24 protein-coding genes are annotated in these 21481 nt (G+C 36.7%); 11 read left to right on the top strand and 13 right to left on the bottom strand.

What is annotated here, in order from left to right; all coding sequences use genetic code 11:
* The first annotated feature begins 56 nt into the window (after positions 1-56).
* The 5 genes from BALCAV_RS10045 to BALCAV_RS10025 all read left to right on the top strand — a co-directional run bounded on the left by BALCAV_RS10045 (position 57) and on the right by BALCAV_RS10025 (position 3091).
* Positions 57-869: a Cof-type HAD-IIB family hydrolase gene (locus tag BALCAV_RS10045; protein ID WP_003323671.1), complete on the top strand. Its 813-nt coding sequence runs from the start codon at positions 57-59 to the stop codon at positions 867-869.
* 146 nt (positions 870-1015) lie between these two features.
* The gene (locus BALCAV_RS22290; RefSeq protein WP_160173403.1) at positions 1016-1171 is read left to right on the top strand and encodes a hypothetical protein; all 156 of its coding nucleotides are present in this window, start codon (positions 1016-1018) and stop codon (positions 1169-1171) included.
* Positions 1164-1376, top strand: a complete 213-nt coding sequence (locus BALCAV_RS10035; protein WP_003323669.1) for a DUF3813 family protein — start codon at positions 1164-1166, stop codon at positions 1374-1376. Before BALCAV_RS22290 ends, BALCAV_RS10035 begins: the two co-directional genes overlap by 8 nt.
* A 322-nt stretch (positions 1377-1698) precedes the next feature.
* Positions 1699-2169: a GNAT family N-acetyltransferase gene (locus BALCAV_RS10030; protein WP_003323668.1), complete on the top strand. Its 471-nt coding sequence runs from the start codon at positions 1699-1701 to the stop codon at positions 2167-2169.
* Between the two features lie 316 nt (positions 2170-2485).
* Entirely contained in the window at positions 2486-3091 is a 606-nt protein-coding gene (locus BALCAV_RS10025; RefSeq protein WP_003323666.1) for a hypothetical protein, read from the top strand.
* A gap of 139 nt (positions 3092-3230) precedes the next feature.
* Here BALCAV_RS10025 and BALCAV_RS10020 read toward each other — a convergent pair whose 3' ends face one another.
* Positions 3231-3797, bottom strand: a complete 567-nt coding sequence (locus BALCAV_RS10020; RefSeq protein WP_003323665.1) for a helix-turn-helix domain-containing protein — start codon at positions 3795-3797, stop codon at positions 3231-3233.
* A gap of 245 nt (positions 3798-4042) precedes the next feature.
* Complete coding sequence (locus BALCAV_RS22285; protein WP_160173402.1) at positions 4043-4198, bottom strand: hypothetical protein; 156 nt, start codon at positions 4196-4198, stop codon at positions 4043-4045.
* A 135-nt stretch (positions 4199-4333) separates the two neighbouring features.
* On the opposite strand from BALCAV_RS22285, the gene BALCAV_RS10010 reads away from it, so the two are divergent.
* The 5 genes from BALCAV_RS10010 to BALCAV_RS22280 all read left to right on the top strand — a co-directional run bounded on the left by BALCAV_RS10010 (position 4334) and on the right by BALCAV_RS22280 (position 10274).
* Complete coding sequence (locus BALCAV_RS10010) at positions 4334-5041, top strand: AzlC family ABC transporter permease (protein WP_003324805.1); 708 nt, start codon at positions 4334-4336, stop codon at positions 5039-5041.
* A complete protein-coding gene (locus BALCAV_RS10005) occupies positions 5038-5334 on the top strand; it encodes an AzlD domain-containing protein (protein WP_003324803.1) in 297 nt (98 codons plus the stop codon). Before BALCAV_RS10010 ends, BALCAV_RS10005 begins: the two co-directional genes overlap by 4 nt.
* Positions 5335-5851: 517 nt before the next feature.
* Positions 5852-7105, top strand: coding sequence for a hypothetical protein (locus BALCAV_RS10000; RefSeq protein WP_003323118.1), 1254 nt, complete (start codon positions 5852-5854; stop codon positions 7103-7105).
* Positions 7098-10088 (top strand): DEAD/DEAH box helicase, encoded by a 2991-nt coding sequence (locus BALCAV_RS09995; protein WP_003323117.1) that lies wholly within the window; start codon positions 7098-7100, stop codon positions 10086-10088. Before BALCAV_RS10000 ends, BALCAV_RS09995 begins: the two co-directional genes overlap by 8 nt.
* 15 nt (positions 10089-10103) lie before the next feature.
* Complete coding sequence (locus BALCAV_RS22280; RefSeq protein WP_160173401.1) at positions 10104-10274, top strand: hypothetical protein; 171 nt, start codon at positions 10104-10106, stop codon at positions 10272-10274.
* A 960-nt stretch (positions 10275-11234) separates the two neighbouring features.
* On the opposite strand, the gene BALCAV_RS21160 is transcribed toward BALCAV_RS22280, so the two are convergent.
* From BALCAV_RS21160 to BALCAV_RS09975, 4 genes are all read right to left on the bottom strand, one after another.
* Complete coding sequence (locus BALCAV_RS21160; RefSeq protein ID WP_003322159.1) at positions 11235-11768, bottom strand: BsuPI-related putative proteinase inhibitor; 534 nt, start codon at positions 11766-11768, stop codon at positions 11235-11237.
* Between the two features lie 11 nt (positions 11769-11779).
* Complete coding sequence (locus BALCAV_RS09985) at positions 11780-12607, bottom strand: YitT family protein (RefSeq protein WP_040323853.1); 828 nt, start codon at positions 12605-12607, stop codon at positions 11780-11782.
* Between the two features lie 8 nt (positions 12608-12615).
* Positions 12616-13410 (bottom strand): esterase, encoded by a 795-nt coding sequence (yjfP, locus tag BALCAV_RS09980; protein WP_003322162.1) that lies wholly within the window; start codon positions 13408-13410, stop codon positions 12616-12618.
* A gap of 164 nt (positions 13411-13574) precedes the next feature.
* Positions 13575-13841, bottom strand: coding sequence for a hypothetical protein (locus BALCAV_RS09975; RefSeq protein WP_003322163.1), 267 nt, complete (start codon positions 13839-13841; stop codon positions 13575-13577).
* 138 nt (positions 13842-13979) lie between these two features.
* Between BALCAV_RS09975 and BALCAV_RS21620 the strand changes: the two genes are divergently transcribed.
* Positions 13980-14111, top strand: a complete 132-nt coding sequence (locus BALCAV_RS21620; RefSeq protein WP_003322164.1) for a DUF3941 domain-containing protein — start codon at positions 13980-13982, stop codon at positions 14109-14111.
* A gap of 151 nt (positions 14112-14262) precedes the next feature.
* On the opposite strand, the gene BALCAV_RS09970 is transcribed toward BALCAV_RS21620, so the two are convergent.
* The 7 genes from BALCAV_RS09970 to BALCAV_RS09940 all read right to left on the bottom strand — a co-directional run bounded on the left by BALCAV_RS09970 (position 14263) and on the right by BALCAV_RS09940 (position 20974).
* On the bottom strand, positions 14263-14631 hold the full coding sequence (locus tag BALCAV_RS09970) for a rhodanese-like domain-containing protein (protein ID WP_003322165.1): 369 nt from the start codon (positions 14629-14631) through the stop codon (positions 14263-14265).
* Positions 14632-14659: 28 nt separating this feature from the next.
* Positions 14660-15745 (bottom strand): AI-2E family transporter, encoded by a 1086-nt coding sequence (locus tag BALCAV_RS09965; protein ID WP_003322166.1) that lies wholly within the window; start codon positions 15743-15745, stop codon positions 14660-14662.
* A gap of 127 nt (positions 15746-15872) precedes the next feature.
* Positions 15873-16160: a hypothetical protein gene (locus BALCAV_RS09960; protein ID WP_040323850.1), complete on the bottom strand. Its 288-nt coding sequence runs from the start codon at positions 16158-16160 to the stop codon at positions 15873-15875.
* A 92-nt stretch (positions 16161-16252) separates the two neighbouring features.
* The gene (locus BALCAV_RS09955; protein WP_003322168.1) at positions 16253-17281 is read right to left on the bottom strand and encodes a LacI family DNA-binding transcriptional regulator; all 1029 of its coding nucleotides are present in this window, start codon (positions 17279-17281) and stop codon (positions 16253-16255) included.
* A gap of 144 nt (positions 17282-17425) precedes the next feature.
* On the bottom strand, positions 17426-18268 hold the full coding sequence (locus tag BALCAV_RS09950; protein WP_003322169.1) for a sugar ABC transporter permease: 843 nt from the start codon (positions 18266-18268) through the stop codon (positions 17426-17428).
* Positions 18268-19560, bottom strand: coding sequence for a carbohydrate ABC transporter permease (locus BALCAV_RS09945; RefSeq protein ID WP_003322170.1), 1293 nt, complete (start codon positions 19558-19560; stop codon positions 18268-18270). The genes BALCAV_RS09950 and BALCAV_RS09945 overlap by 1 nt, the downstream gene beginning before the upstream one ends.
* 148 nt (positions 19561-19708) lie before the next feature.
* Positions 19709-20974, bottom strand: a complete 1266-nt coding sequence (locus BALCAV_RS09940) for an extracellular solute-binding protein (RefSeq protein WP_003322172.1) — start codon at positions 20972-20974, stop codon at positions 19709-19711.
* Positions 20975-21481 lie beyond the last annotated feature (507 nt).

The following is a 21481-nucleotide window of genomic DNA, read 5'->3' as shown; positions in this document are numbered from 1 at the left end:
TAAAGCCAAAAAAGGAGAATTTGTTACCTAATTATGAAACTTGAAAGGAATTGAATATGTCAAACCAACATTTAATTGCGCTTGATCTTGATGGAACTTTACTTAAGGACGATAAAACGATTTCTGAAAAAACATTAACAATAATCGAAAAAGCGAAAGCAGCTGGTCATAAAGTCGTTATTTCAACGGGAAGACCATACCGTGCTAGTCTTCAGTATTATCAACAAATGAAACTTAATACAGCAATCGTCAATTTTAATGGCGCCTTCGTTCATCACCCTTTTGATAGAAGCTTTCAAACTTCTCATTCACCCCTTGATTTAAAAACAGCTCAAACGGTGATCGAAACATGCGAAGCCTTTAAAGTCAGCAATATTATGGTTGAAGTAATTGATGATTTTTACTTACGGCATTTTGATCAATTATTAGTCGACACCTTTGTAGCTGGAGAAAGTCCGGTCGAATATGGTGATCTTCTAAAAATCTTAAATGATGATCCAACTTGCATTCTAATTCATCCTCATGAACACCATATAACTGAGTTAAAAGGACTGCTAAAAGATGCACATGCCGAAGTAATTGATCAGCGTTCATGGGGGGCTCCTTGGAATGTACTAGAGCTAGTGAAAACAGGGATTAACAAAGCGGTTGGACTAAAAAAAGTCGCTGATTTTTATCAAATTCCAAAAGAACGTATCATTGCATTCGGTGATGAAGATAATGACTTTGAAATGATTGAGTATGCTGGACAAGGTGTCGCCATGAAAAATGCGATTCCAGAGCTCAAATCACTTGCTAACGAAATTACTCTTACAAATGAAGAAGACGGAATTGCCGTTTATTTGGAAGAAGCATTAAACCTCAAATAAATTAGAGGAGCAATGAAAAAATTTCCTCATGTATGAATAGAAAGAATGCGGTTATGCTAATGGGCGTAGCTGCATTTTTTTATGAAATTCACATAGTGTTGATCCCCCTAATAATAGCCAATATAAAGGAAAAGAAGGTGAACATATTGAGTAAAAAATCTCGTTCCAAACGTGCCATCCAAGAAGGCAAGGATGCCGTTCAACCAGCAAATGAAACAGAGGGTTTAAAGGAAGAAACTCTTTATACAGCTGAAAAAAGAGAGAAAAGACATTCAGGATCGGAGCGACCAGACCATGGTTAATTCCTATCAACAAGCAAGAGAGGCTGTCGCTCGAGCTGAATTATTAACAATTGCTGCTGAAACAGATATTCAAAGAGAAGCAGCAAACAATCATTTAGAGAAAGCAAAATCAGCTTTGCAAAAAGCAGCGTTAGACGCAACCGAGCAAGAACAAAAACAGCTCACCCTCATGGAAAACCACATAAGCACAATAATGGAAAATTGAGCGACAAAGCTGTGCTCATCATAACAAAGAGAGGCTACTAAGCTTCTCTTTGTTATGAGTAACAATTAGGGCAGCTATTTTTTGTACCGTAATTGTTACAACTCGCTTTTTTTATTGCCTATTCTACTTTATTCACACCGTACTTTGTCTTCTTCGCTTTTTTCATTACTAATTCCGCCTTATTCATACCTTAATTTCGACTTTTCAGTTTTTCCATTACTTATTCCTTCTTAATCCAATCATTCCTAGACTACTCTCTTTTTCTCTTTTATGTTAAGCTATCATTAATTGATTAGAATCGTAGTTTAGGGGGATTTAGAGGATGGTAAATGTGTATCAAATTAGAAAGGATGCCGATGAACAAACGCTGATTAGACTTGCTGATTTGCTATTGGAACAACAGGGTCCATTAGCCAGTAGTGAACCATATGCAACCGATATGCACTCTCAAATACTTAACACAATTAAGTTGACTCAAGAGGATAATTCTCACGCATTTATTTTTGTAGCGGAAAAGGATGAAACTTTTGTAGGGGCAGCTTTTTTAAACGTAGCAATCAGTATTGATAAAGGCGGACATTATATTTGGTTAAATGATTTGTTTGTTCATAAAGAGCACCGGAATCAAGGAATAGCGAAAAAAATTCTTTTAAAAGTTATTTATTGGGCAGAACAGAAAAAAATTAAAGGAATTGAATTAGAAACGGGGATAAATAATGAAGCCACAAAAGCTCTCTATAACTCCCTAGGCTTTCACGATATTGTTTCAAAGCGCTACGGTTTTCGTTTTTAACATTTGCCTTATCTAAATAAATATTTTATAGACAGTTACCTTGAAGGAGCATCTGGCCTTTAAGGTATTTTTTTTGGTAAAGACACAATGGCCCTCCTTAAGGTCACCTCTCAGCCGTAGTTCAATACCACTCCTTTATGCAGTTAAAATTTCTCGCCCATTTCTTTAGTGTTCTGGGCTTTTTGCTTCTTTTTTCTGAATTTTCAACATATGATGTAGCAAACTCATTAAACTTCACGATATTTCCGCGGGAACGTTTTAGGTTGAGATTCTCTTATTATAGGTGAGGCAAACGAATAAAGGGGTGTGCTTAAAAATGAATGATGCATATATAGAAGTTGAATTCTCAGAACTCTATATAGAATTAACCAAGACAGCACTCCATCAATTCATCAAAAGAATGATGAGCAAACACTATTCTCTTTATTGGCGTTATGATGCGAAAACGATTTATTTAATGATTGAATTAGAAGAGTCTGTCCATGAATTACCTTTCGTTCGAAATCCTGAATTTCTTACCTTATCAGTCACAAGTCTTCATATTTATGATGAAACCCTTGCAGAAGCGATTGAGAAGTTACTTCAAGCAGAAAAAGGAAATGGCATTGTGAAACGGGTGACGGAAGGACCCCACTATATTACTTCGTATCGGGCCGGTGACATTGAATCAATGATTGAAATCGATGGGAGTGAAAAAGTAATGATGAATCGAAATGGGTCAATGATCCAATATCGTGATGATGGAAAGTCGCTTGAACCACAAACCTTATATAACATGATGAATTTAGAGATTGATTATGTTTTAATGGAATTACATGAAGCTATATTAGATTCCGATCAACTTTCTATTAATAATCATAAGAAAAAATTAAAAAAATTACTTTCACGTAGAGAACAAGTACAACATTTATTGGCAAAATAAACACTTCACCAATAAATCCTTCGCTATTAAAGCGAAAAAAGCAAGCACCGACCAATCGTGCTTGCATTTTTTCGGGAACATTTAACACTTTAAATTTGACCCTCTCTCCTTTTCCTTACCCCCCTCTAGAACCTAATAATTAAACAACAGGATAATAAATAACCATCGTCATCTGACAATCTTCCACACCACTAATGTTTTCATAAACATGCTCCGTTTCTGCTTTAAAATGTAGGGCATCTCCAGCTTTTAAAACATATTCATTTTTTAAAACGGTAACCTTTATTTCTCCTTTTTCCACGACAATATATTCCTCGACTCCTTTAGTATGTCCCTCTGCCACGTGAACACAGCCACTTTTAATTAGTACAGAATAGATTTCAAATGGTTTAAAAGATTGTTTAGGAAAAAGTGGGTAAACATCATAACCGCCACGTTGATCCGATAATGATTTGACTGATTCTCGTCGGACGATGGTCACATCTGCCTGTTCTTCTTCGATAAAAAAGCTGAAAGGAATGTTAATACCTTTTGCTATCTTCCACAATGTCGTTACTGTTGGGTTCGACTCTCCCCGCTCAATCTTTCCGAGCATTGGTTTGCTTACTCCAGTTAAATCGGCGAGCTCCTCCAATGACAACTCCTTTAGATGCCTAATTTTCCTTAAGCGACTTCCAATCATTTGAGACATTTGTCCATTTTCCATATAAATCTCCTTGCCAATTTAATAATTATAATATATTATACAATAATATCATATAGTATACAAAAACTTGTACTTTTCTTGCCCACAGGACGTGGGTACAAGGCGTGGTAATTGACGTCGCGAATTTAGCGTTGTTCCTTAAAATGCTCGCTTCTGACCAAACGGACTTCGCTTTTTTCAATCCAGCTACGCCTGTTAGAAGCTCGAGAAAAATTCGGTCGTCTTTATGAAGACAAAAAGCGTCTTCAACAGCCGCCCTGTATTTTTCTCGCTTCTGAGCGAACAGGCTTCGCTTTTTTCAATCCAGCTACGCCTGTTAGAAGCTCGAGAAAAATTCGGTCGTCTTTATGAAGACAAAAAGCGTCTTCAACAGCCGCCCTAACAGGCTCCGCTTTTTTCAATCCAGCTACGCCTGTTAGAAGCTCGAGAAAAATTCGGTCGTCTTTATGAAGACAAAAAGCGTCTTCAACAGCCGCCCTGTATTTTTTCTCGCTTCTGAGCGAACAGGCTCCGCTTTTTAAATAAGGAGTGTAAACATGATAACGATTAGTGAACCGCTTAAAAATTCTCAATTTTCAAAAGGTATTACATACGGAATGACAATCGCCCTCGGTTATATACCTGCCGCTCTTGCGTTTGGATTATTAGCAAAAGGAACAGGACTTTCACTTTTAGAGACTCTCTTGATGAGTATGTTCGTATTTGCAGGAGCGGCTCAATACATGTCCTTAAACTTAATCGCTCTGGGAACAGGTGCCTTTGAAATCATTTTCACAACCTTCATTGTCAATATTAGGCACTTATTATTAACTGCTTCTTTAAGTGAAAAAGCGGAAGAAGATCGACCTTTTATAAAAGCTTTATATGCCTTTTTTATTACAGATGAAGCCTTTGCAGTCATTGCGACCAAAGAGGGCACTCCAACATCAAAGTTTATTTTAGGCGTTGGGCTAAGCGGTTATACGAGTTGGGTCAGTATGTCCGTTGTTGGATATGTGATCGGGGCAGCCCTACCAACGATTTTACAAGAGAGTATGGGAATTGCTTTATATGCCCTATTTATTGCCTTGCTCATTCCAGCCATGAAAAAAAACATAAAAATTATCACCCTTGCTTTAACAGCAGCTTTATTAAATGGTTTGTTCAGCCAAATAATGGCCGATGGCTGGGCAATCGTCTGTGCAACACTTCTAGCTTCTGTCGGAATTGAATTACTTTTTAGAAGGGAGGAGGTTCGCTCATGAGCTTATTTTTAATTATTCTCGGTATGGCGATTGTTACATATATACCAAGAATGCTTCCACTTGTTTTTATTGATGCGAAAAAGCTACCTGAATGGTTACAAGCGATCTTGCGTAATGTTCCTTACGCAGCATTAGGTGCACTGATTTTTCCAGGCATTTTACTCGCCCATGACAATCTATGGTTTGCGATTAGCGGAGGAATTGTTGCTGTCATAGTCGCTTGGTTTGGAGCTTCTCTTTTACTCGTCGTATTAGCTAGCATCGGAACTTTATTATTATTATCGCTTTTTTAACCGTCAGATTTCTAATGACATATTGTTTTTAAACGACAATTAGTAAGATGTACTTAAGATAATAAGATTACATTCGCTTTTGACTTCATTGATGCTCTTTGATTCCCTTTGCCGCTCTTATTCATGTGCTTTTGCAATCATTGGGGCTCTTTTCACGTCCTGTCCTACTACCTCAAGCCCAAACGTTTAACCCCCTCCCCTTTCTTTCTCCCTTTAGAAAAGGTACAATAAAGGAATGGATTATTTTATTTTCTGACCAAACGGACTTCGTTTGTTAGAGGCTCGAGAAAAATCGGTTCGTCTTTTGAAGACAAAAAGCGTCTTCATAAGCCGCCCTAATTTTTTCTCGCATCTGACCGAACAGGCTTCGCTTTTTATTCAATCTAGCTACGCCTGTTAGAAGCTCGAGAAAAATCGGCTGTCTTTATGAAGACAAAAAGCGTCTTCAACAGCCATCCTGTATTTTTTCTCGCTTCTGACCAAACAGGCTTCGCTTTATAATTATGGAGGGGATTCGATGTATTCATACAAAGCGGAAAGGGATTTCATTTATTCGATCCTTGAAAACGAAATCACAGCCACGTATCGAAAGTTGATCGCCTCACGCTATTTTACAAAAGGACAGCTTGAATGGATTACAGCTGACGTTTTAAAAATGCTGCAGGAACGATTTCAAAACGACCTCGTTACGGCGACATTTATTTATTTAGATGAAGTTGCTTTTCTCGCAACCTCTCAAGACACTTATACCGAGCATGAGCGTCGATTTTTGCATTTTTATCGGGCTTGTATCGACTCTCTACTCACTCATTTTCATAAAACAACAAGTGAAGAACAACAGTCATTAATTGAGCTCACACTTGAATATTTTCAAACGAAAGACCGCCAGCAATCAAAACCATGGTCATTACTTTTAATGGATATTTATCAAGCAGCTTCAGCCGAACAACGTTTATATATCTTTTATGCTCTTCCAATCAGAAAATTGGCCCTTCATCAACTCGATCGCAAATCAAAAGCGATTTTAAGTTATATTTATTTAGATCAAAAGGAAAATGAGCAAGCTCTTTATTTGTTGGAATTAATCGATGATCTTCAAGAAATTGAAATAACGGCCCATTTTCAACTATTAAAGGCTCGCGAAGAGTGGAAGGCACTTAGCCATTGGTTTCAAACGTTAATGAATATAAACGAAAGAATGTACTTTGGTTCTTTACAAACTTTATATGATGAAATGCTAATGAAACTGGATGATGATCCAAAAAAGCAAGAAGAAATATGGGAAAGATGGTTACTTGCCCCACATTATCGCCGGTTTGAATCATTAACCGCCTATACAGAACCAGAAAAGAAACAAAAGGTGGCTGAATATTTATTACCAAAACTAAGAGAAAGACTTCATCAACCTGAAACAGTTATTACGTATGCACGTTTGTTAATAGACTTTCAGAAATATGAAGAAGCCGCTCGCTTTTTCCTAACCTTTGAAAAAGATCCATTTCGCCTTAAGCAAGAAAAACTCGAATTACTCGATATTTTATCGGAGAAAAAACCCGATTTAGCCAAAGCAATTTATCATCAATTTTCCGTAAGGCTTGTCGAGAAAAAGACACGAGCTCATTATGAACAGGCCGTTTTATATATTAAGCAGTTAAAGAAACTATATCAAAAAACAAATGATCTAGACCGTTTTGGCGAGTATATTCAAATGCTAAAAAAGAAGTATCGTACGTACCGTGCTTTTGTTGAGGAGTTGAAAACGATTGAATGAACCGATTATCGTACATGGTGGATGGTTTGGTGATTACTTTTTTATTTGGGGTGAACAAAAGCCTAAATCACGCTATGACCAAATCGTCAATTTTCAGTATCCATTTTTATATGACCCATTCGAGTTAAAGCTTGCCTTATTTCGTCATGACAAGCTTTCTTTTTATGGGACTTTTATTGAAATTGAAAAAGCAGTCATTGACGTTCCGTTGGTAAATCGAACGTTTCAATCTTTAGCAGGTGAAGCAACGATTTATCAAGCACAAGAGCAAATGAAAAACTATTCATTTCCGATCCAAGGTATTCGCTTTTCTACTGAGGAAGTCGTTGATTATTGGCTAGTATTTGAACAGTGGAAAAAAGAGAATGATCTTTTGATCGCTCCTGACCTTCTTTTTTGGTTAGACTTATTTAAAGAAGTAAGAGAACAAATTTACCTTGGACATTTTGCCCCTACCTCTTTTGCGAAATGGCAGCTTCGACCATTTCCATTTGAGAGCTGGGTCGAAGTGGTTCCTCCCTCTAGTGTTCAATTACGAACATCGTCAAGTTTTGTGAAACGTGAGCAAGAAGAGTTAACGATTCGGAAGCAAATTCAATTGGCCGTCGATAACCTTGCCGATACAGCCATTCGATTTTTAATGAAGGAAGACCAAGTAAGCTCTTATTACCAGTCCTGGAAAGAGGCACTCTCACCTAAATGGGGGCAACTCGTTGATACATTAATAGAAAATAAACAGTTAGAACCCACTATCTCAACCAAAAGCTTACAAGAGCAAATGGGCACAATTGAACGACCGCCATTTAAGTCCGGTATCATTCTAAAAGAACCAACTGATATCCATTCAGCATGGCAAGTTCACTTGTGTGTAGTCGACCGGAAACAACCTAATCTCATTGTCGAAATGGAAGCTCTATCATTGGGTGAACACCCTTGGATTAGTAATCCGATTCCTTTATTAAAACAAGACTTACAAGAATTAAAAAAGAAAATACCTTTATTAACCGAGCTTAGCTTAGCCTCACCGAGTATTCCAATTGAAGCAGAACAAGCCTATGCACTTTACACCGAATACGACCAAGATGTAGAAGATATTGGCTTTCAATTAATCGTTCCAAGTTCACTTCAACAAAAGAAATCACTAAAAGTAGAGCTACAATTTGATTCTCAAATCGGGCAAAAATCAAATAGTGATCCGTTTGTCGATTGGCAAAGCCTTGCTCAATTTTCGTTTGAAGTGGCCATTGGAGACGTCACGTTAACCGAGCAAGAATTCAAACAATATGTTCATAATGAAGACCCGTTTATTTATACAAACGGACAGTGGATTGCTTGGGACCGTTCCTTAGCTAAAAAACTACGAACTTACTTAGACCAAGTATCCAAAAACTCTTCTTACTTAGATGCCTGGTTATTAAGCGAGCAAAAGGAACGTTTACCGGATGATTTAAGTGATATAGATTTTGAAGTCAATTGGGACAAAAGAATGACCGAAACGTTGATACAACTTTATCAACAAAAACCAAAGAACATTGAACTTCCTTCTACCTTTCACGGCTCACTTCGCTCTTATCAACTTGAAGGAGCATCATGGCTCTTCCAATTACGAAGAGCTGGTTTCGGTGGTTGTTTAGCCGATGATATGGGATTAGGTAAGTCGATTCAAACGATTGTCTATCTTCTTTATGTTCTTGAACAAAATGAGAAAGACAAACAAAAAAAGCGGCCGTTCTTACTCATTTGTCCGACATCGTTAATTTACAATTGGATCAAGGAATGTGAAACATTTGCCCCTAGTTTAAAAATCTTTACTCATCACGGTTCAGCACGACTAGAAGATGATTCCTCGAACTGGGAGCAATATGATTTAATCATTACTTCTTATCAAATGGCCGTACGTGATCAAGTTTTGCTTTCTCAATATGAATGGAACAGTCTTATCCTTGATGAAGCCCAACATATTAAGAACATCGAAACGAAACAGCGTCGAACGATGAAATCGATTCAAGCAAAACACCGTATTGCTTTAACTGGAACACCTATTGAAAATAAATTACGCGAACTCTGGTCGTTAATGGATGTCCTCATCCCAGGCTATTTAGGAAACCACCAACGTTTTCAGCGAAATTATATTCAACCGATCGAAAAAAACAGGGATGAAAAAAAATTAAAGCAGCTTCAGCATTTAATTTTTCCGTTTATTTTAAGGCGGAAAAAATCCGATGAGCATTTGCAGTTAGGACTACCGGAAAAATCAGAAAAAGTTCATCAAGTCCCTCTTTCTGTCGAACAAGCGATTTTATATCAAATGATTGTGGATCAGTTAATCGGAAAATTAGATGAAATCAATTCCTTTGAAAGAAGAGCTCTAATTTTAAAAAGCTTAACAAAGCTCAAACAAATTTGTAATCACCCTGCCCACTTTTTAAAGGATCGAAATTATCAGGAACATGATTCAGAGAAATGGAATCACTTTATATCATTAGTTAAAGAAATCGCAAATAAAAAGGAAAAGGTTTTAATTTTCACTCAATATAAAGAAATGGGTATGATTATGTCAGATGCTCTTAATGAGCTTTTTAATCAAGAAATTCCTTTTTTACATGGAAGTTTATCGCGTGCTAAAAGACAGGATGCCATTAAGTACTTCCAAGAAAATGAGGAGGTTCCCGCTTTTATTCTCTCCTTAAAAGCAGGAGGAGTTGGCTTAAACTTAACGGCTGCAACACATGTCATTCATTATGATCGTTGGTGGAATCCAGCAGTTGAAAATCAAGCAACCGATCGGGCCTTTCGAATCGGGCAAACATCTGATGTAACTGTGCATAAATTTATTACAAAAGGTACTCTTGAGGAACGAATCGATAAATTAATTATGCAAAAACAAGGCTTAGCTGAACAGATTCTTTCCGTTTCAGAGCAGCGTGTTACTGAATTAACAAATGATGAAATCACCGAGTTGATTCAATTAACAACCAATTAAAAGGAGGAAGAGCCATTGAACACAAATTTAAATGACACTTTTTCTACCTACTGGAAAACCGATTATAAACGACCAGATCCAGCCACATCAGCAAAAGAAAAAGAAACTAATCAATCCGAAGCTTGGCTTGAATTACAAAAAGTAATTAAACAAAAAGCAAAAGAAAAATGGAGTCTAACTGAGTGATTGAAGAGAGGTTGCCAAATGAATGCCTCAATATCTTTGTTCCTAAAAGCACGATCGATTATGAGTTATTATGATTGGTCGTGCTTTTTAATGATTAAGACGTTATGACAGCATCTCTGGGGCTCTTTGATTCCTTTTGCGGCTTTTATTCATGTGCTTTGGGAATCATTGGCTCTCTTTGATTCCTTTTGCGGCTTTTATTCATGTGCTTTGGGAATCATTGGCTCCCTTTGATTCCCTTTGCGGCTTTTATTCATATGCTTTAGGAATCATTGGCTCCCTTTGATTCCCTTTGCGGCTTTTATTCATATGCTTTTGACTTCATTGACGCTCTTTGATTCCCTTTGCGGCTTTTATTCATATGCTTCGGGAATCATTGGCTCTCTTTGATTCCCTTTGCGGCTTTTATTCGCTCGCTTTGGAATCATTGGGGCTCTCTGATTCCCTTTCTGGCTTTTATTCATGTGCTTTAGGAATCATTCGGGCCCTTTGATTCCCTTTGCGGCTTTTATTCATATGCTTTAGGAATCATTGGCTCCCTTTGATTCCCTTTGCGGCTTTTATTCATATGCTTTAGGAATCATTGGCTCCCTTTGATTCCCTTTGCGACTTTTATTCATATGCTTTGGGAATCATTGGCTCTCTGATTCCCTTTCTGGCTTTTATTCATGTGCTTTAGGAATCATTCGGGCCCTTTGATTCCCTTTGCAGCTTTTATTCATATGCTTTTGACTTCATTGACGCTCTTTGATTCCCTTACCCGCTCTTTTTCACTCACTTTTGACTTCATTCGGGCTCTTTGATTCCCTTCCCGGCTCTTATTCGCTCGCTTTTGACTTCATTGCCCCCTTCGATTCCCTTCCCAGCTCTTATTCATATGCTTTTGACTTCATCAACATTTCCCAAACCAAAAACAAGCTGCCTCAAGCTATTGATTAGCTTTTAAGACAGCTTGTTTTTTTATGAACCAATTTGAATCGTGACCGTTTCTTCAAATGGACTTTGCGTAATTTCTGTGTCGTTAATCGTATAAACGATAATCGTTGCCGTTAATTCATATTCACCTGGCTCAAATTCATCCAGTTGAACTGTCTCCGATAATATTAATTCTTCCCCTCCAGGAATGACTTCTTGAATAATAGCCATCGTAAACATTTTATCTGCGGAATAACGATAAACTTCTTCTCCAGCCGCATTAGTTAAAGTAATCTCATATTTTTGACCAGATGAAAAACTTAACATAGCACTCTCAGTACTAGTATTCGTTAAGGTCATTTCAACAGTTAACTCTGAATCAGTTTGGTTTGTCTCTACTTTATATTCCAATTCGTCAAAAACACCCTCCCCATTTACTTCTTCATTATTTTCTTCCTCATTATTTACTTCTTCATTTATTTCATCTTCTTCCGGACTGCTACCTGTTTGAGTATCTCCTAAACCACAAGCCGCTAAAAAACAGACTGTCAGAATAAATACCGACGCTAATTTTTTCATCGCTCTCTCCTTTAATCTTTTCGAAACAAACCAAATACTTCTGCTGTCTCGATGATATTCGTAAAGGCATCTGGATCGGCCTGTCTAAGCACTTCTTTTAAGTCATATAATTCATACCTTGTGAGCACAATCATTAACACTTCCCTATCTTCAGATGTAAAACCACCTTTTGCAGGTACTCTTGTAATCCCACGTGTAAAATGATTATGAATCTCACTTCGAACAAGGTCTGGATTTTTAGTAACAATAAAAGCTGTTAATTTTACATGGCGAGTATGAATCGCATCAATTACCCTTGAAGTAACATACAAGGTCACAAGTGTATAAAGAGCTTTTTCCGGGTCAAATAATAAACCAGACATGACAACAATGATCCCATTCAATAGAAAAAAGTAAATGCCAATCGGTCTATCACTATGCCTTGATAATAATAAAGCAATAATGTCTAAACCACCTGAGGAAGCGCCTACTTTTAACGTTATACCAGCTCCAACAGCCGTAATAACTCCACCGAATACCGCATTTAAAATAATATCTGGTGAAAATTGAACGATCGGAATAATCTCTAAAAACAATGTTGTACAAACGACATTTAAGAAGCTATAAATGGTAAAGCTTTTCCCTACTTTCAGCCAACCAATAATGGCAACAGGTATATTTAAAAGAAAGAGAATGATCCCTGTCGATAATGGAATGACCGTTGCAATTAATTGGGAAACCCCTGTAAATCCGCTCGCAAAAACATTAGCCGGAATTAAAAAGAAATTAAGCGAAATCGCGATGAATAAAGCTCCTAAAATGACAACAATAACCTTTTGAGCTTCTCTTACAATAGACATTTTCATATTTACGATACTTTAAATGTTTTCTTTAGTAAGTGATGCGTAAACCAATCCACTGATTTTAAAATAGCTTGCCGCGACACTTTATGACTCGCTTGCTCCTCTGAAATAAAACGGAGATTTTCAGGTTGTTCGTCATAATAACCTAATAACGATTGATGAATTTGTTCTGAAAATAAGTAAGGAACAACTTGGTCTTGTTTACCGTGCCAAATTAATAAAGGACGGTTATCAATTTTATCTAGTTGCTTTGATAAGTCAAATGGTTTTAATTTAGCTAAAACCATCTCCTTCATCGCCTCATCAATTGTTACCCCTTTTTGCTCCATCATTTTAATTTGAGCTTCGGCAAAACTTTGGAAATGTGCGACTCCCATTAATGAGACAGCCGATTGAATCCATGAAAATTGTGTTAAAGCACCGTAAGTGGTAATTGCCCCCATCGATGTTCCGATTACACCGATTCGCTCTTCATCTACTAATCCTTTTTCCGTTAATGTTTTTTTGATAAGGTCTAATTCTTTTATAGAAGTTAAAACAATTTCCCAAAAAGACATGGCCAGCTTACGTTCATCTTTTGATAAATCATCCTCTCGTTCACCATGATGAATCGCATCAGGTAAAATGACCCGAAAACCTTGTTCTGCCATTAAATAGGCGACATGTAGATTATGCTCCTTTGCACTTGTGAAGCCATGTAAAAAGAAGACAGTTGGTATACTGCTTTGATCCTTTAAAGCTGCCTTTACAACATGTAACGTTGGAATAGTGACAATAGTTTCTTTTTCTACAATAATCATATTCCTTCCCTCCATCCTATTTATTTTCCTTATTATAGCATTCCCCATCTTTCACTTCATCTTTCAGAACTTCTTTATTTTCCTTTCAAACCCCCCTAAAAAAGACAGCTAAACAAAAAAATGATCCAATCAAGTTTTTGACATCTTGATTGGATAACCTTCCATTATTGTTGGCGATTATAACGTTGTACACTATATAACGCACCTTCATCTACCATTTTTTGGTCTTCGATATCATACGGATCTGGGTGACCTATTCTTAATTGTTTAGGTGTTGGTTTTTCTTTGTTAGTTACAGAACATACTTTTTGATACATTTCTTTCGTTTTATTTTTCAGTTCTGTTCGACGTTCTTTATTGGTTAAATAAAACGTTGTGACCGCACTAGCTCCAGCGACTAATGTTGCGTAAATTGCTTTTTTGTATCCCATACAATAAACCACCTTTCGTCTACTTACTATACTGTTCCCCTACGTAAGACACCCTTAAACATAGAATTCATAAATAGCTAAACTTGAGTCATACTAAAGTGAATCGAGTATTTTGAAATGAGGAAAGGAGTGATTTCTATGTCTCATACAGGAGATCCAAACAAAAAGGCGAAAGATAACAATGCCAAAAACAAAGTGAAAAATCAAGAAGAGAAAATCAACGCTCAACACGGTAAGCATGATTACTCTAAAAAAACAGACCACCTTTAAAAAGTGACAGAAGCCTCCTCACAACACGGCGCGAGGCACTGAAAACGTTCTGCTCGTTAAAAGATGGTTACATTAGTTAGCTATACTTCGCTGGCTCCATTTTGGTTAATGAAAAAGCAGCTGAGGAGGTCTCAACTGCTTTTTCTCTATTTTATTTATATAGTTCCTCAGTCTTTTCAACAATCCATTCTTGTCCCTCTTTTGTCTCGCCTGTCCAAGAGAGCATACCACCATTAAAGTTAGCCACTTTTTCAAACCCTTGCTCCTTTAAATATAAAGCAACATTTTGACTTCGACCACCACTACGGCAAATCAAAACATATTCTTTATCCTTATCTAAATCTTGCACATGATTAGGAATCGTATTCATTGGAATTAACGGAACACCAGGAATATGGAATTCATCATATTCCTCCACTTCACGAACATCGATAAAAACTCGTTCTTTATTGCTTTCACCTAAGAGTTCCTTTAACTCATCTTCTTTAATTTGTTTCACACCATCTTGTTCAACACTCATCTTAGTCACCTCATTGATTCTTTTCTTTTTAGACAGGCTTAGGCTTTTTTAAACGCCATAGACGGTACATATGATAGACAATTACCTTACCGACCGCATAAGTCGGAACAGCTAGCAATAACCCTAATAAACCAGCAAAACGGCTTGCTACTAACAACAATAATATAATTGTTAAAGGGTGAATAGCAAGTTTCTTACCCATTACAAGTGGAGAAATTAAGTTACTTTCAATTTGTTGAACTACCACGATAATACCTGCAACAACTAGTGCGGTTGGAAATGACACAAACAACGCAACAATAATACCAGGAAACGCTCCTATCCATGGCCCTACAAATGGAATAACATTCGTAAACATCGCAATTAACGCAAGGACTAACGAATATTCTAAACCAACGATAAGATAGCCAATATACATCATAACACCGACACAGAAACTCACAATAATTTGCCCTTGAATATAGGAACTTAAGGCCTCATCCATATCTGATAAAATTTTGCGGCCTTCACTTTGTTGCTTTTTTGGTAAAAGCTTCAAAGCATTTTGTGGAGCCTTTTCACCGTCTTTTAACATAAAGAACAGAACAAAAGGAATAATCGCAAGGACAATTAGAACGTTCGCAATAATACCGATCACGTTTGTAATATTCGAGCCGACAGAACTCATAATATCAATCATATAAGTTTCTAAAGTCGAGACAATATCCTCAAAAGAGACAATATCTCCTTCCTGGAAACGAGCAAACCAATCACTTTCTTGAATGGAAACAACCCATTCCCTAATTCCATTAACAATCATTGGCCAATTTTCAACTAGTTGATTAAATTGACGTTGGATTTCTGGACCTACTAATAAAATCACAAGCACAAATAAAGCAATAGCCGTTAAGAACATAATCAGAATCGAGATCGTTCTTGGAATCCATCTTGATAAAAAATTGACAAACGGCCTTAACAAATAATACAAAACCCCCCCAAGCAATATCGGAGCAAATAAGGTTTGTACAAGAATAATAATTGGTTGGAAAACCCAATCCACTAATGAAGCTAAATAAATAATGAGAAAAACAAGTGCCAACCAAATCCCAAAACGAAAATATTTACTATCTGGCATATTTGTCTAAGTCCTTCCCTTTTTTATAGTAATTAAATTATATCACCGTTTAATTCTTTTTCCTATTTTAAACAGTAATTCATGATTGTCATATCAAGCTTTCTTCTTTTTTATGCACACCGTAATTTTACATTTCTGCGAGTTTCATTACCAATCCTTTGTTATTCGAACCGTAATTTGGGAACTCCTCCTGTTTCATTACCAATTCTCCGTTATTCGCACTGTAATTTCGGGATTCCTCCTGTTTCATTACCAATTCAACTTTATTCGCACCGTAATTTTGGGACTCCTCCTGTCTCATTACCAATTCACCGTTATTCGCACTGTAATTTTGAGATTCCTTCTGTTTCATTACCAATTCAACTTTATTCGCACCGTAATTTTGGGATTCTACCTGTTTCATTACCAATTCCAATTCCAATTCCCCGGTTCCTCACTCTTCTCTAACTAACCATTATCATTCTTTAAAAGTTTAAATAAAAAAATAGCCCATCACAGGATGAGCTATTACTTCGTTCGTTTAATACAGGTTTGCCTTTTAATAAAACGATAAGGAATAATCGTCTTTTTCTCTTCATAATTGGCATCATTAATAAGATGAACAAGTTTGTCAGTTCCTTGAAAACCAAGCTCATAAATATTAATATCTACCGTTGTTAGTGGCGGAGATGATAATTCTGATAACATAACGTTATTAAAACTGACAAGAGACATTTCGTCTGGCACTGAAACTTCCATCTCATCAAGCATTCTTAATACACCGAGTGCCATTAAATCATCTGCCACAACAAGTGCGGTTGGACGTTCCTCCAAAGACATAAACTCAATGACCGCTTCTTGTCCACCTTCCAACACTTCATCATAATAAACGATGTATTCATCTCTTAATGGAATGTTCGCATTTTCTAAAGCCTTCTGATAACCTAATTTATGATCAAGTGTGACCACCTGATCTAAATTACCACCAATGAATCCAATTCGTTCATGTCCTAAAAGCAACAAATACTCGGTTACCGTTTTTGCCGCTCTAACATTGTCGTTATTCACATAATAAATAGCCTCATCCTCAATACCATGAGGTCTCCCAATTAAAACAAATGGGAAGTTTTGTTCAGTCAGAAATGGGAGGACGAGATCGTTTACTTTAGAATATAATAAAATGATTCCATCAACTCTCCGACTATAAACCATTTGTTTCACTTCTTCTAAAATCTCCTGATCAGTCTGACCTGTTGATAAATAAAGGCCATACTTCTCTAAATAAGCTTTTGCCGTAATCCCTCTTAACACTTCTGGGAAAAAGGGATTTTGAAAGGCAATTTTGGCCGAACTCGGAATAATGACACCGAGAGTTTTCGTTGATTGATTGACCAAACTCCTTGCATTATAGTTAGGATGATAGCCAAGTTCCGCCATTGCTTCCCTTACTTTCTCCTTTGTTTGCTGGCTAATCCGAGGACTATCCGCAATAACACGTGATACCGTAGACGGGGCAACGTTTGCTCGTTTGGCCACATCTTTTATCGTAATTGACATCCGGTACCCTCCTTTTCCTATGCACTTTCAACTGGGAACATTTATCTATCTTATTGTAATTCGCTTTCCAACATTGAACAACATTAAATTTATGTTAAGCAAGAATAAGGCGATAGAAACGTATCCATCGCCTACCCTCCTAGTTTATCCTTTTGTAGCTCCAGATGTTAAACCAGTTAATAAATAACGTTGTAGTATTAAGAAGACGGCCGCAATCGGTACCGCAATCAGTATCGCCCCTGCCGCAAATCGAGTGAAGTTATTAGCAAATTGGTCATTAACAAAGTTAAATAATCCAAGCGCTAATGTAAAGTTTTCAGGACTTCTCAAAAGAATTCGCGGTAGGATAAAGTCCATAAATGGTCCCATAAAGTTAAATAAAGCAACAACTGCTAAAATTGGTTTAGCTAAAGGTAGCATAATCGTAAAAAATATCCGAAAATGTCCTGCACCATCTAATTTGGCCGATTCATCTAGCTCCCTTGGAATCGTATCAAAATAACCTTTTACTAAAAACGCATTCATTGGAATTGAGCCACCGACATAAATTAAAATCAATCCCCACAAAGAATCTAATAAATTAATTGAATTTAGTAAAATGTACAGTGCAACCATTGCCATTAGCGAAGGAAACATCTGTAAGAGTAAAAAAGCATAAAGTCCGTACTTTCTTCCCTTAAACCGATAACGTGAAAAAGCATATGCGACTAATGAGATCAGTATTGTTGCTGATACAGAAGTAATAATCGCAACAAACAGTGTATTCTTGTACCAAGTTACATAATTACTTCTTGGGTCAGTAAACAACCATTTATAATGAGTGAATGACCACCCATCCGTAAAAACACCTGTACTATATAGACTTGTACCGGGCTTTAATGATAAGCCAATTGTCCATAAGAGCGGATAAGCGATGATGGTAAGCATAAATAGCAAGAAACCATATATCGCAAACACTTCCAATTTTGATTTCATTTTAGAACTCATTAGATATTCCCCTCCTCTTTAAACGAACGACTGCGACGGAATTGGAAGAAGGCAAAACCTGCAACTAACAATCCAATAACTATCGAGATAGCTGCTGCCATACTATATTGATTGCTATCAAACGTTAGCCCATAAACCCAAGAAATCAAAATATCCGTCCCTCCTGCATTTTGCCCTCGAACAGGTGGTCCACCTTGGTTAAATAAGTAAATAATATTAAAATTATTAAAATTACCAGCATATTGCATAATTAATAATGGTGCTGTCGCAAATAAAACATGTGGTAAGGTAATCCAACGAAACTTCTGCGTTTTTGATGCTCCATCAATATCTGCAGCTTCGTACCAGTCACTTGAAATACTCGTCAATACCCCAGAAAATAATGCAAATACAAATGGGAAGCCAAGCCAAACTTGAATACTGATAAGAGCAACCTTCGTCCAAAACGGATCGGTTAACCAAGGGATACCGGACCCAAACAATGGGATGATGATATCACGGTTAATTGCTCCAAAATTATCATTAAACATTGCTGCAAAAATAAGAATCGTCACAAAACCTGGAACCGCCCACGGTAAAATAAGCATCGTTCTAAAAAATTTCTTAAAGCGAATTCGTTTATCATTAATAAGAACCGCCAAAAATAGTGCTAAAGCTATCTGAAGTGTCGTTGCCACAAATGTCCAAATCAATGTCCATGATAAAACATTAAAAAAGGTCGTTCGCCAAATATCGACAGTCACTAGATTGATAAAATTTTGAAGACCTACCCAATCCAATAAATTTCTTGGTGGAGCATTGTACAGATTATAATTCGTAAAGGCAAGTCCAACCATATACATTAATGGAAATACTACCGCAAACAATAAAAGAAATAAACCTGGAGCCGTTAATAAATATGGAAAACTTTTATCATAAGCGTGTTTAAACCCCTCACGAACACTTAAGGCTTTAAAACCTTGTTTGATTCTCTTTGCATCCTTTCGTGCATCCATAATATTCAAATAATAAAATAGTAATGCAATCGCCATAATGATAAGCGATATCATCCCTTGAGCTAAGAGTACCCTTGAATCATCTGTTCGAGGAATGGTTCCTAATGTGAATAGCCCCCAAAACCCGATGTTTAAAAAGTTATAAAAAACGCTAAAAAAAGCTGCAAAAAGAATAAAAAAGGCACTTCCCTTTATAAATCGACGGTTATAAAGCTGACCGAGACCAGGGATGAACGATAAAACCGTTGCTAAGCCTACATGATGGTTATTTGAGTGCTTTTTCGTCTGCTCGCTCATTTTCCTTCCTCCCCTAATACTTGACTTCGAAAATATGTTCTCGAGGAAATGATCTTCTAATTAATTCGAAATCGATTATTTTCTTTAAGTAGGTGACTTTCACCCCATAGAGCGAAAGCCACCTAAATAGTTTAGATTCAAACTTCAATTAATTTCCTTTTTGTAAATTAATATCTTCATGGATTTGTTCAACTGCTTCTTCCAATACTTCTTGAACATTTTCACCTTGTGAGATGAATTCAAAAGCTTCTGCCATAGGCTCCCAAACTTGAGACATTGCTGGAATGTTAGGCATTGGAACTGCATGCACTGCTTGGTCTGCAAAAGCAGCTAAAATTTCATCATCAATTTCTACATCTGTACGAGCTGGTAATTCAGCTGCATACTCAAAGTATGTCAAAGAGTTTTCTGCATTAGTAATAAATAGTGCTAATTCTACTGCCCAATCTAAATTCTCAGTATATTCATTGACCATCCATCCTTTAACACCTGAGAAAGACTGTAAATTTTCTCCATTAATTGTTGGTAGTGGTGCAACTGCTAATTTATCTCCTAAAGCTTGTGAATAAGCACTGATATTCCAAGGCCCTGAAATAACTGCTCCAACTTTTCCATCTTCAAATAATCCATTCATAATATCTCCATTGATTCCAGTAGGTATATATCCTTCCGTAAACCAATTTTGAACTCGTTCTGCTCCTGTTACAGCACCAGCATTTGCTAAACCAATATCAGAATCATCATAAGCACCATCTGCGTCTTCATTAAATACATAACCACCATCCGCAGCTAAAAACGGATATAAGAAATAGAAATTAGTTGCCTCCATCAAGAACCCATATTCATCATTTGCGGCATTTGTTAAATCAGCAGCAATTTGCTCAATATCTTCAATAGTTTGTGGAGCTTCTGGTACTAAGTCAGTATTATAATAAAGTGCATATGTTTCGGTAACTGCTGGGATACCTAATTGTATACCTTCATAAGAAAAAGCGTGAACGGCTCCCTCTGGATAACCAGCTAATTGGTCATCTGTTAAAGTTAACTCAGCAGCAAGTCCTTCTAAATAGGCTTGACCAACCATGTCATTTGGTTGGAAATACAAGTCAGGACCATTCCCCGCTGGAGCATCTAGAGTCAAAGCAGCAAGTTGATCAACCATTGAGAACGGTGTAATTTCAACCGCAATTCCATGCTCTTCTTCAAATTTAGCGACAATTTCTTCATAAGCATCTAATTGATCATCTTCCTCATTAACCCACATTGTTAATACATCTGGCTTTTCACCCTCAGTAGCTGGCTCATCACCTGAACCATTACTATCTGTGCCACCTGTCTCATCTCTATCTGGTCCACACGCTGCTAAAAGTAATACTAAAAACAAAGTAATAGCTATTCCTAAAACCTTCTTCATCTTACATTCCCCCTAAATTAATTTCTTTAAGCATATTAGTTTGACTCACAAACACTTACGACTAAGCGGTGTGGCCTCACCTCCTTAACCTATTTAACTAAAAATGAGAACCTTCTTAAAGTAACTGTCAAAAGACCTAACATCTTTTTTCGGGACTAATTCATTCATTCCATATATCTTTTCATCTAACTATTCTCTTTATGCATTTTAAAGAAATCGTTTGCACAATCAGAAAAATAAAAGAAAACGATTTCATTGATTGATTTATTCATAGTATACATTTTGGGCACAATTATTTCAACTGAAATTTGAGAAATTTTTTTAGGTTTCAACAAATTTCTACAAACGTTTGCACAATTCGTATTTAAATAAACCTTTTTGACAAACCCTTCGTTTTTCTTTTTTACTCCTCTCCTTATTTTCTCGATATTGTCATTTATTAAATAAGGCCTATTTTTTCATTTTTATAGATTATCCATTGGTCTTTTTGGCCTACTATGCTAAGAT

Source organism: Alkalihalobacillus alcalophilus ATCC 27647 = CGMCC 1.3604 (assembly GCF_000292245.2).
Classification (GTDB): domain Bacteria; phylum Bacillota; class Bacilli; order Bacillales; family Bacillaceae_D; genus Alkalihalobacillus; species Alkalihalobacillus alcalophilus.
The sequence above is the reverse complement of the archived record's forward strand: the minus strand, read 5'-3'. Positions and strand labels throughout refer to the sequence as shown.

Excerpts from the sequence above, each read along its gene's own strand:
- BALCAV_RS09940 (WP_003322172.1), bottom strand. The coding sequence starts at position 20,974 with ATGAAGAAGGTTTTAGGAATAGCTATTACTTTGTTTTTAGTATTACTT.
- BALCAV_RS10020 (WP_003323665.1), bottom strand. The coding sequence starts at position 3,797 with ATGGAAAATGGACAAATGTCTCAAATGATTGGAAGTCGCTTAAGGAAA.
- BALCAV_RS09945 (WP_003322170.1), bottom strand. The coding sequence starts at position 19,560 with ATGAGCGAGCAGACGAAAAAGCACTCAAATAACCATCATGTAGGCTTA.
- BALCAV_RS10000 (WP_003323118.1), top strand. The coding sequence starts at position 5,852 with ATGTATTCATACAAAGCGGAAAGGGATTTCATTTATTCGATCCTTGAA.
- BALCAV_RS10035 (WP_003323669.1), top strand. The coding sequence starts at position 1,164 with ATGGTTAATTCCTATCAACAAGCAAGAGAGGCTGTCGCTCGAGCTGAA.
- BALCAV_RS09955 (WP_003322168.1), bottom strand. The coding sequence starts at position 17,281 with ATGTCAATTACGATAAAAGATGTGGCCAAACGAGCAAACGTTGCCCCG.
- BALCAV_RS09970 (WP_003322165.1), bottom strand. The coding sequence starts at position 14,631 with ATGAGTGTTGAACAAGATGGTGTGAAACAAATTAAAGAAGATGAGTTA.
- BALCAV_RS21160 (WP_003322159.1), bottom strand. The coding sequence starts at position 11,768 with ATGAAAAAATTAGCGTCGGTATTTATTCTGACAGTCTGTTTTTTAGCG.
- BALCAV_RS10010 (WP_003324805.1), top strand. The coding sequence starts at position 4,334 with ATGATAACGATTAGTGAACCGCTTAAAAATTCTCAATTTTCAAAAGGT.
- BALCAV_RS10030 (WP_003323668.1), top strand. The coding sequence starts at position 1,699 with ATGGTAAATGTGTATCAAATTAGAAAGGATGCCGATGAACAAACGCTG.
- BALCAV_RS10025 (WP_003323666.1), top strand. The coding sequence starts at position 2,486 with ATGAATGATGCATATATAGAAGTTGAATTCTCAGAACTCTATATAGAA.
- BALCAV_RS09975 (WP_003322163.1), bottom strand. The coding sequence starts at position 13,841 with ATGGGATACAAAAAAGCAATTTACGCAACATTAGTCGCTGGAGCTAGT.
- BALCAV_RS21620 (WP_003322164.1), top strand. The coding sequence starts at position 13,980 with ATGTCTCATACAGGAGATCCAAACAAAAAGGCGAAAGATAACAATGCC.
- BALCAV_RS09950 (WP_003322169.1), bottom strand. The coding sequence starts at position 18,268 with ATGAGTTCTAAAATGAAATCAAAATTGGAAGTGTTTGCGATATATGGT.
- BALCAV_RS10005 (WP_003324803.1), top strand. The coding sequence starts at position 5,038 with ATGAGCTTATTTTTAATTATTCTCGGTATGGCGATTGTTACATATATA.
- yjfP (WP_003322162.1), bottom strand. The coding sequence starts at position 13,410 with ATGATTATTGTAGAAAAAGAAACTATTGTCACTATTCCAACGTTACAT.
- BALCAV_RS10045 (WP_003323671.1), top strand. The coding sequence starts at position 57 with ATGTCAAACCAACATTTAATTGCGCTTGATCTTGATGGAACTTTACTT.
- BALCAV_RS09965 (WP_003322166.1), bottom strand. The coding sequence starts at position 15,745 with ATGCCAGATAGTAAATATTTTCGTTTTGGGATTTGGTTGGCACTTGTT.
- BALCAV_RS09985 (WP_040323853.1), bottom strand. The coding sequence starts at position 12,607 with ATGTCTATTGTAAGAGAAGCTCAAAAGGTTATTGTTGTCATTTTAGGA.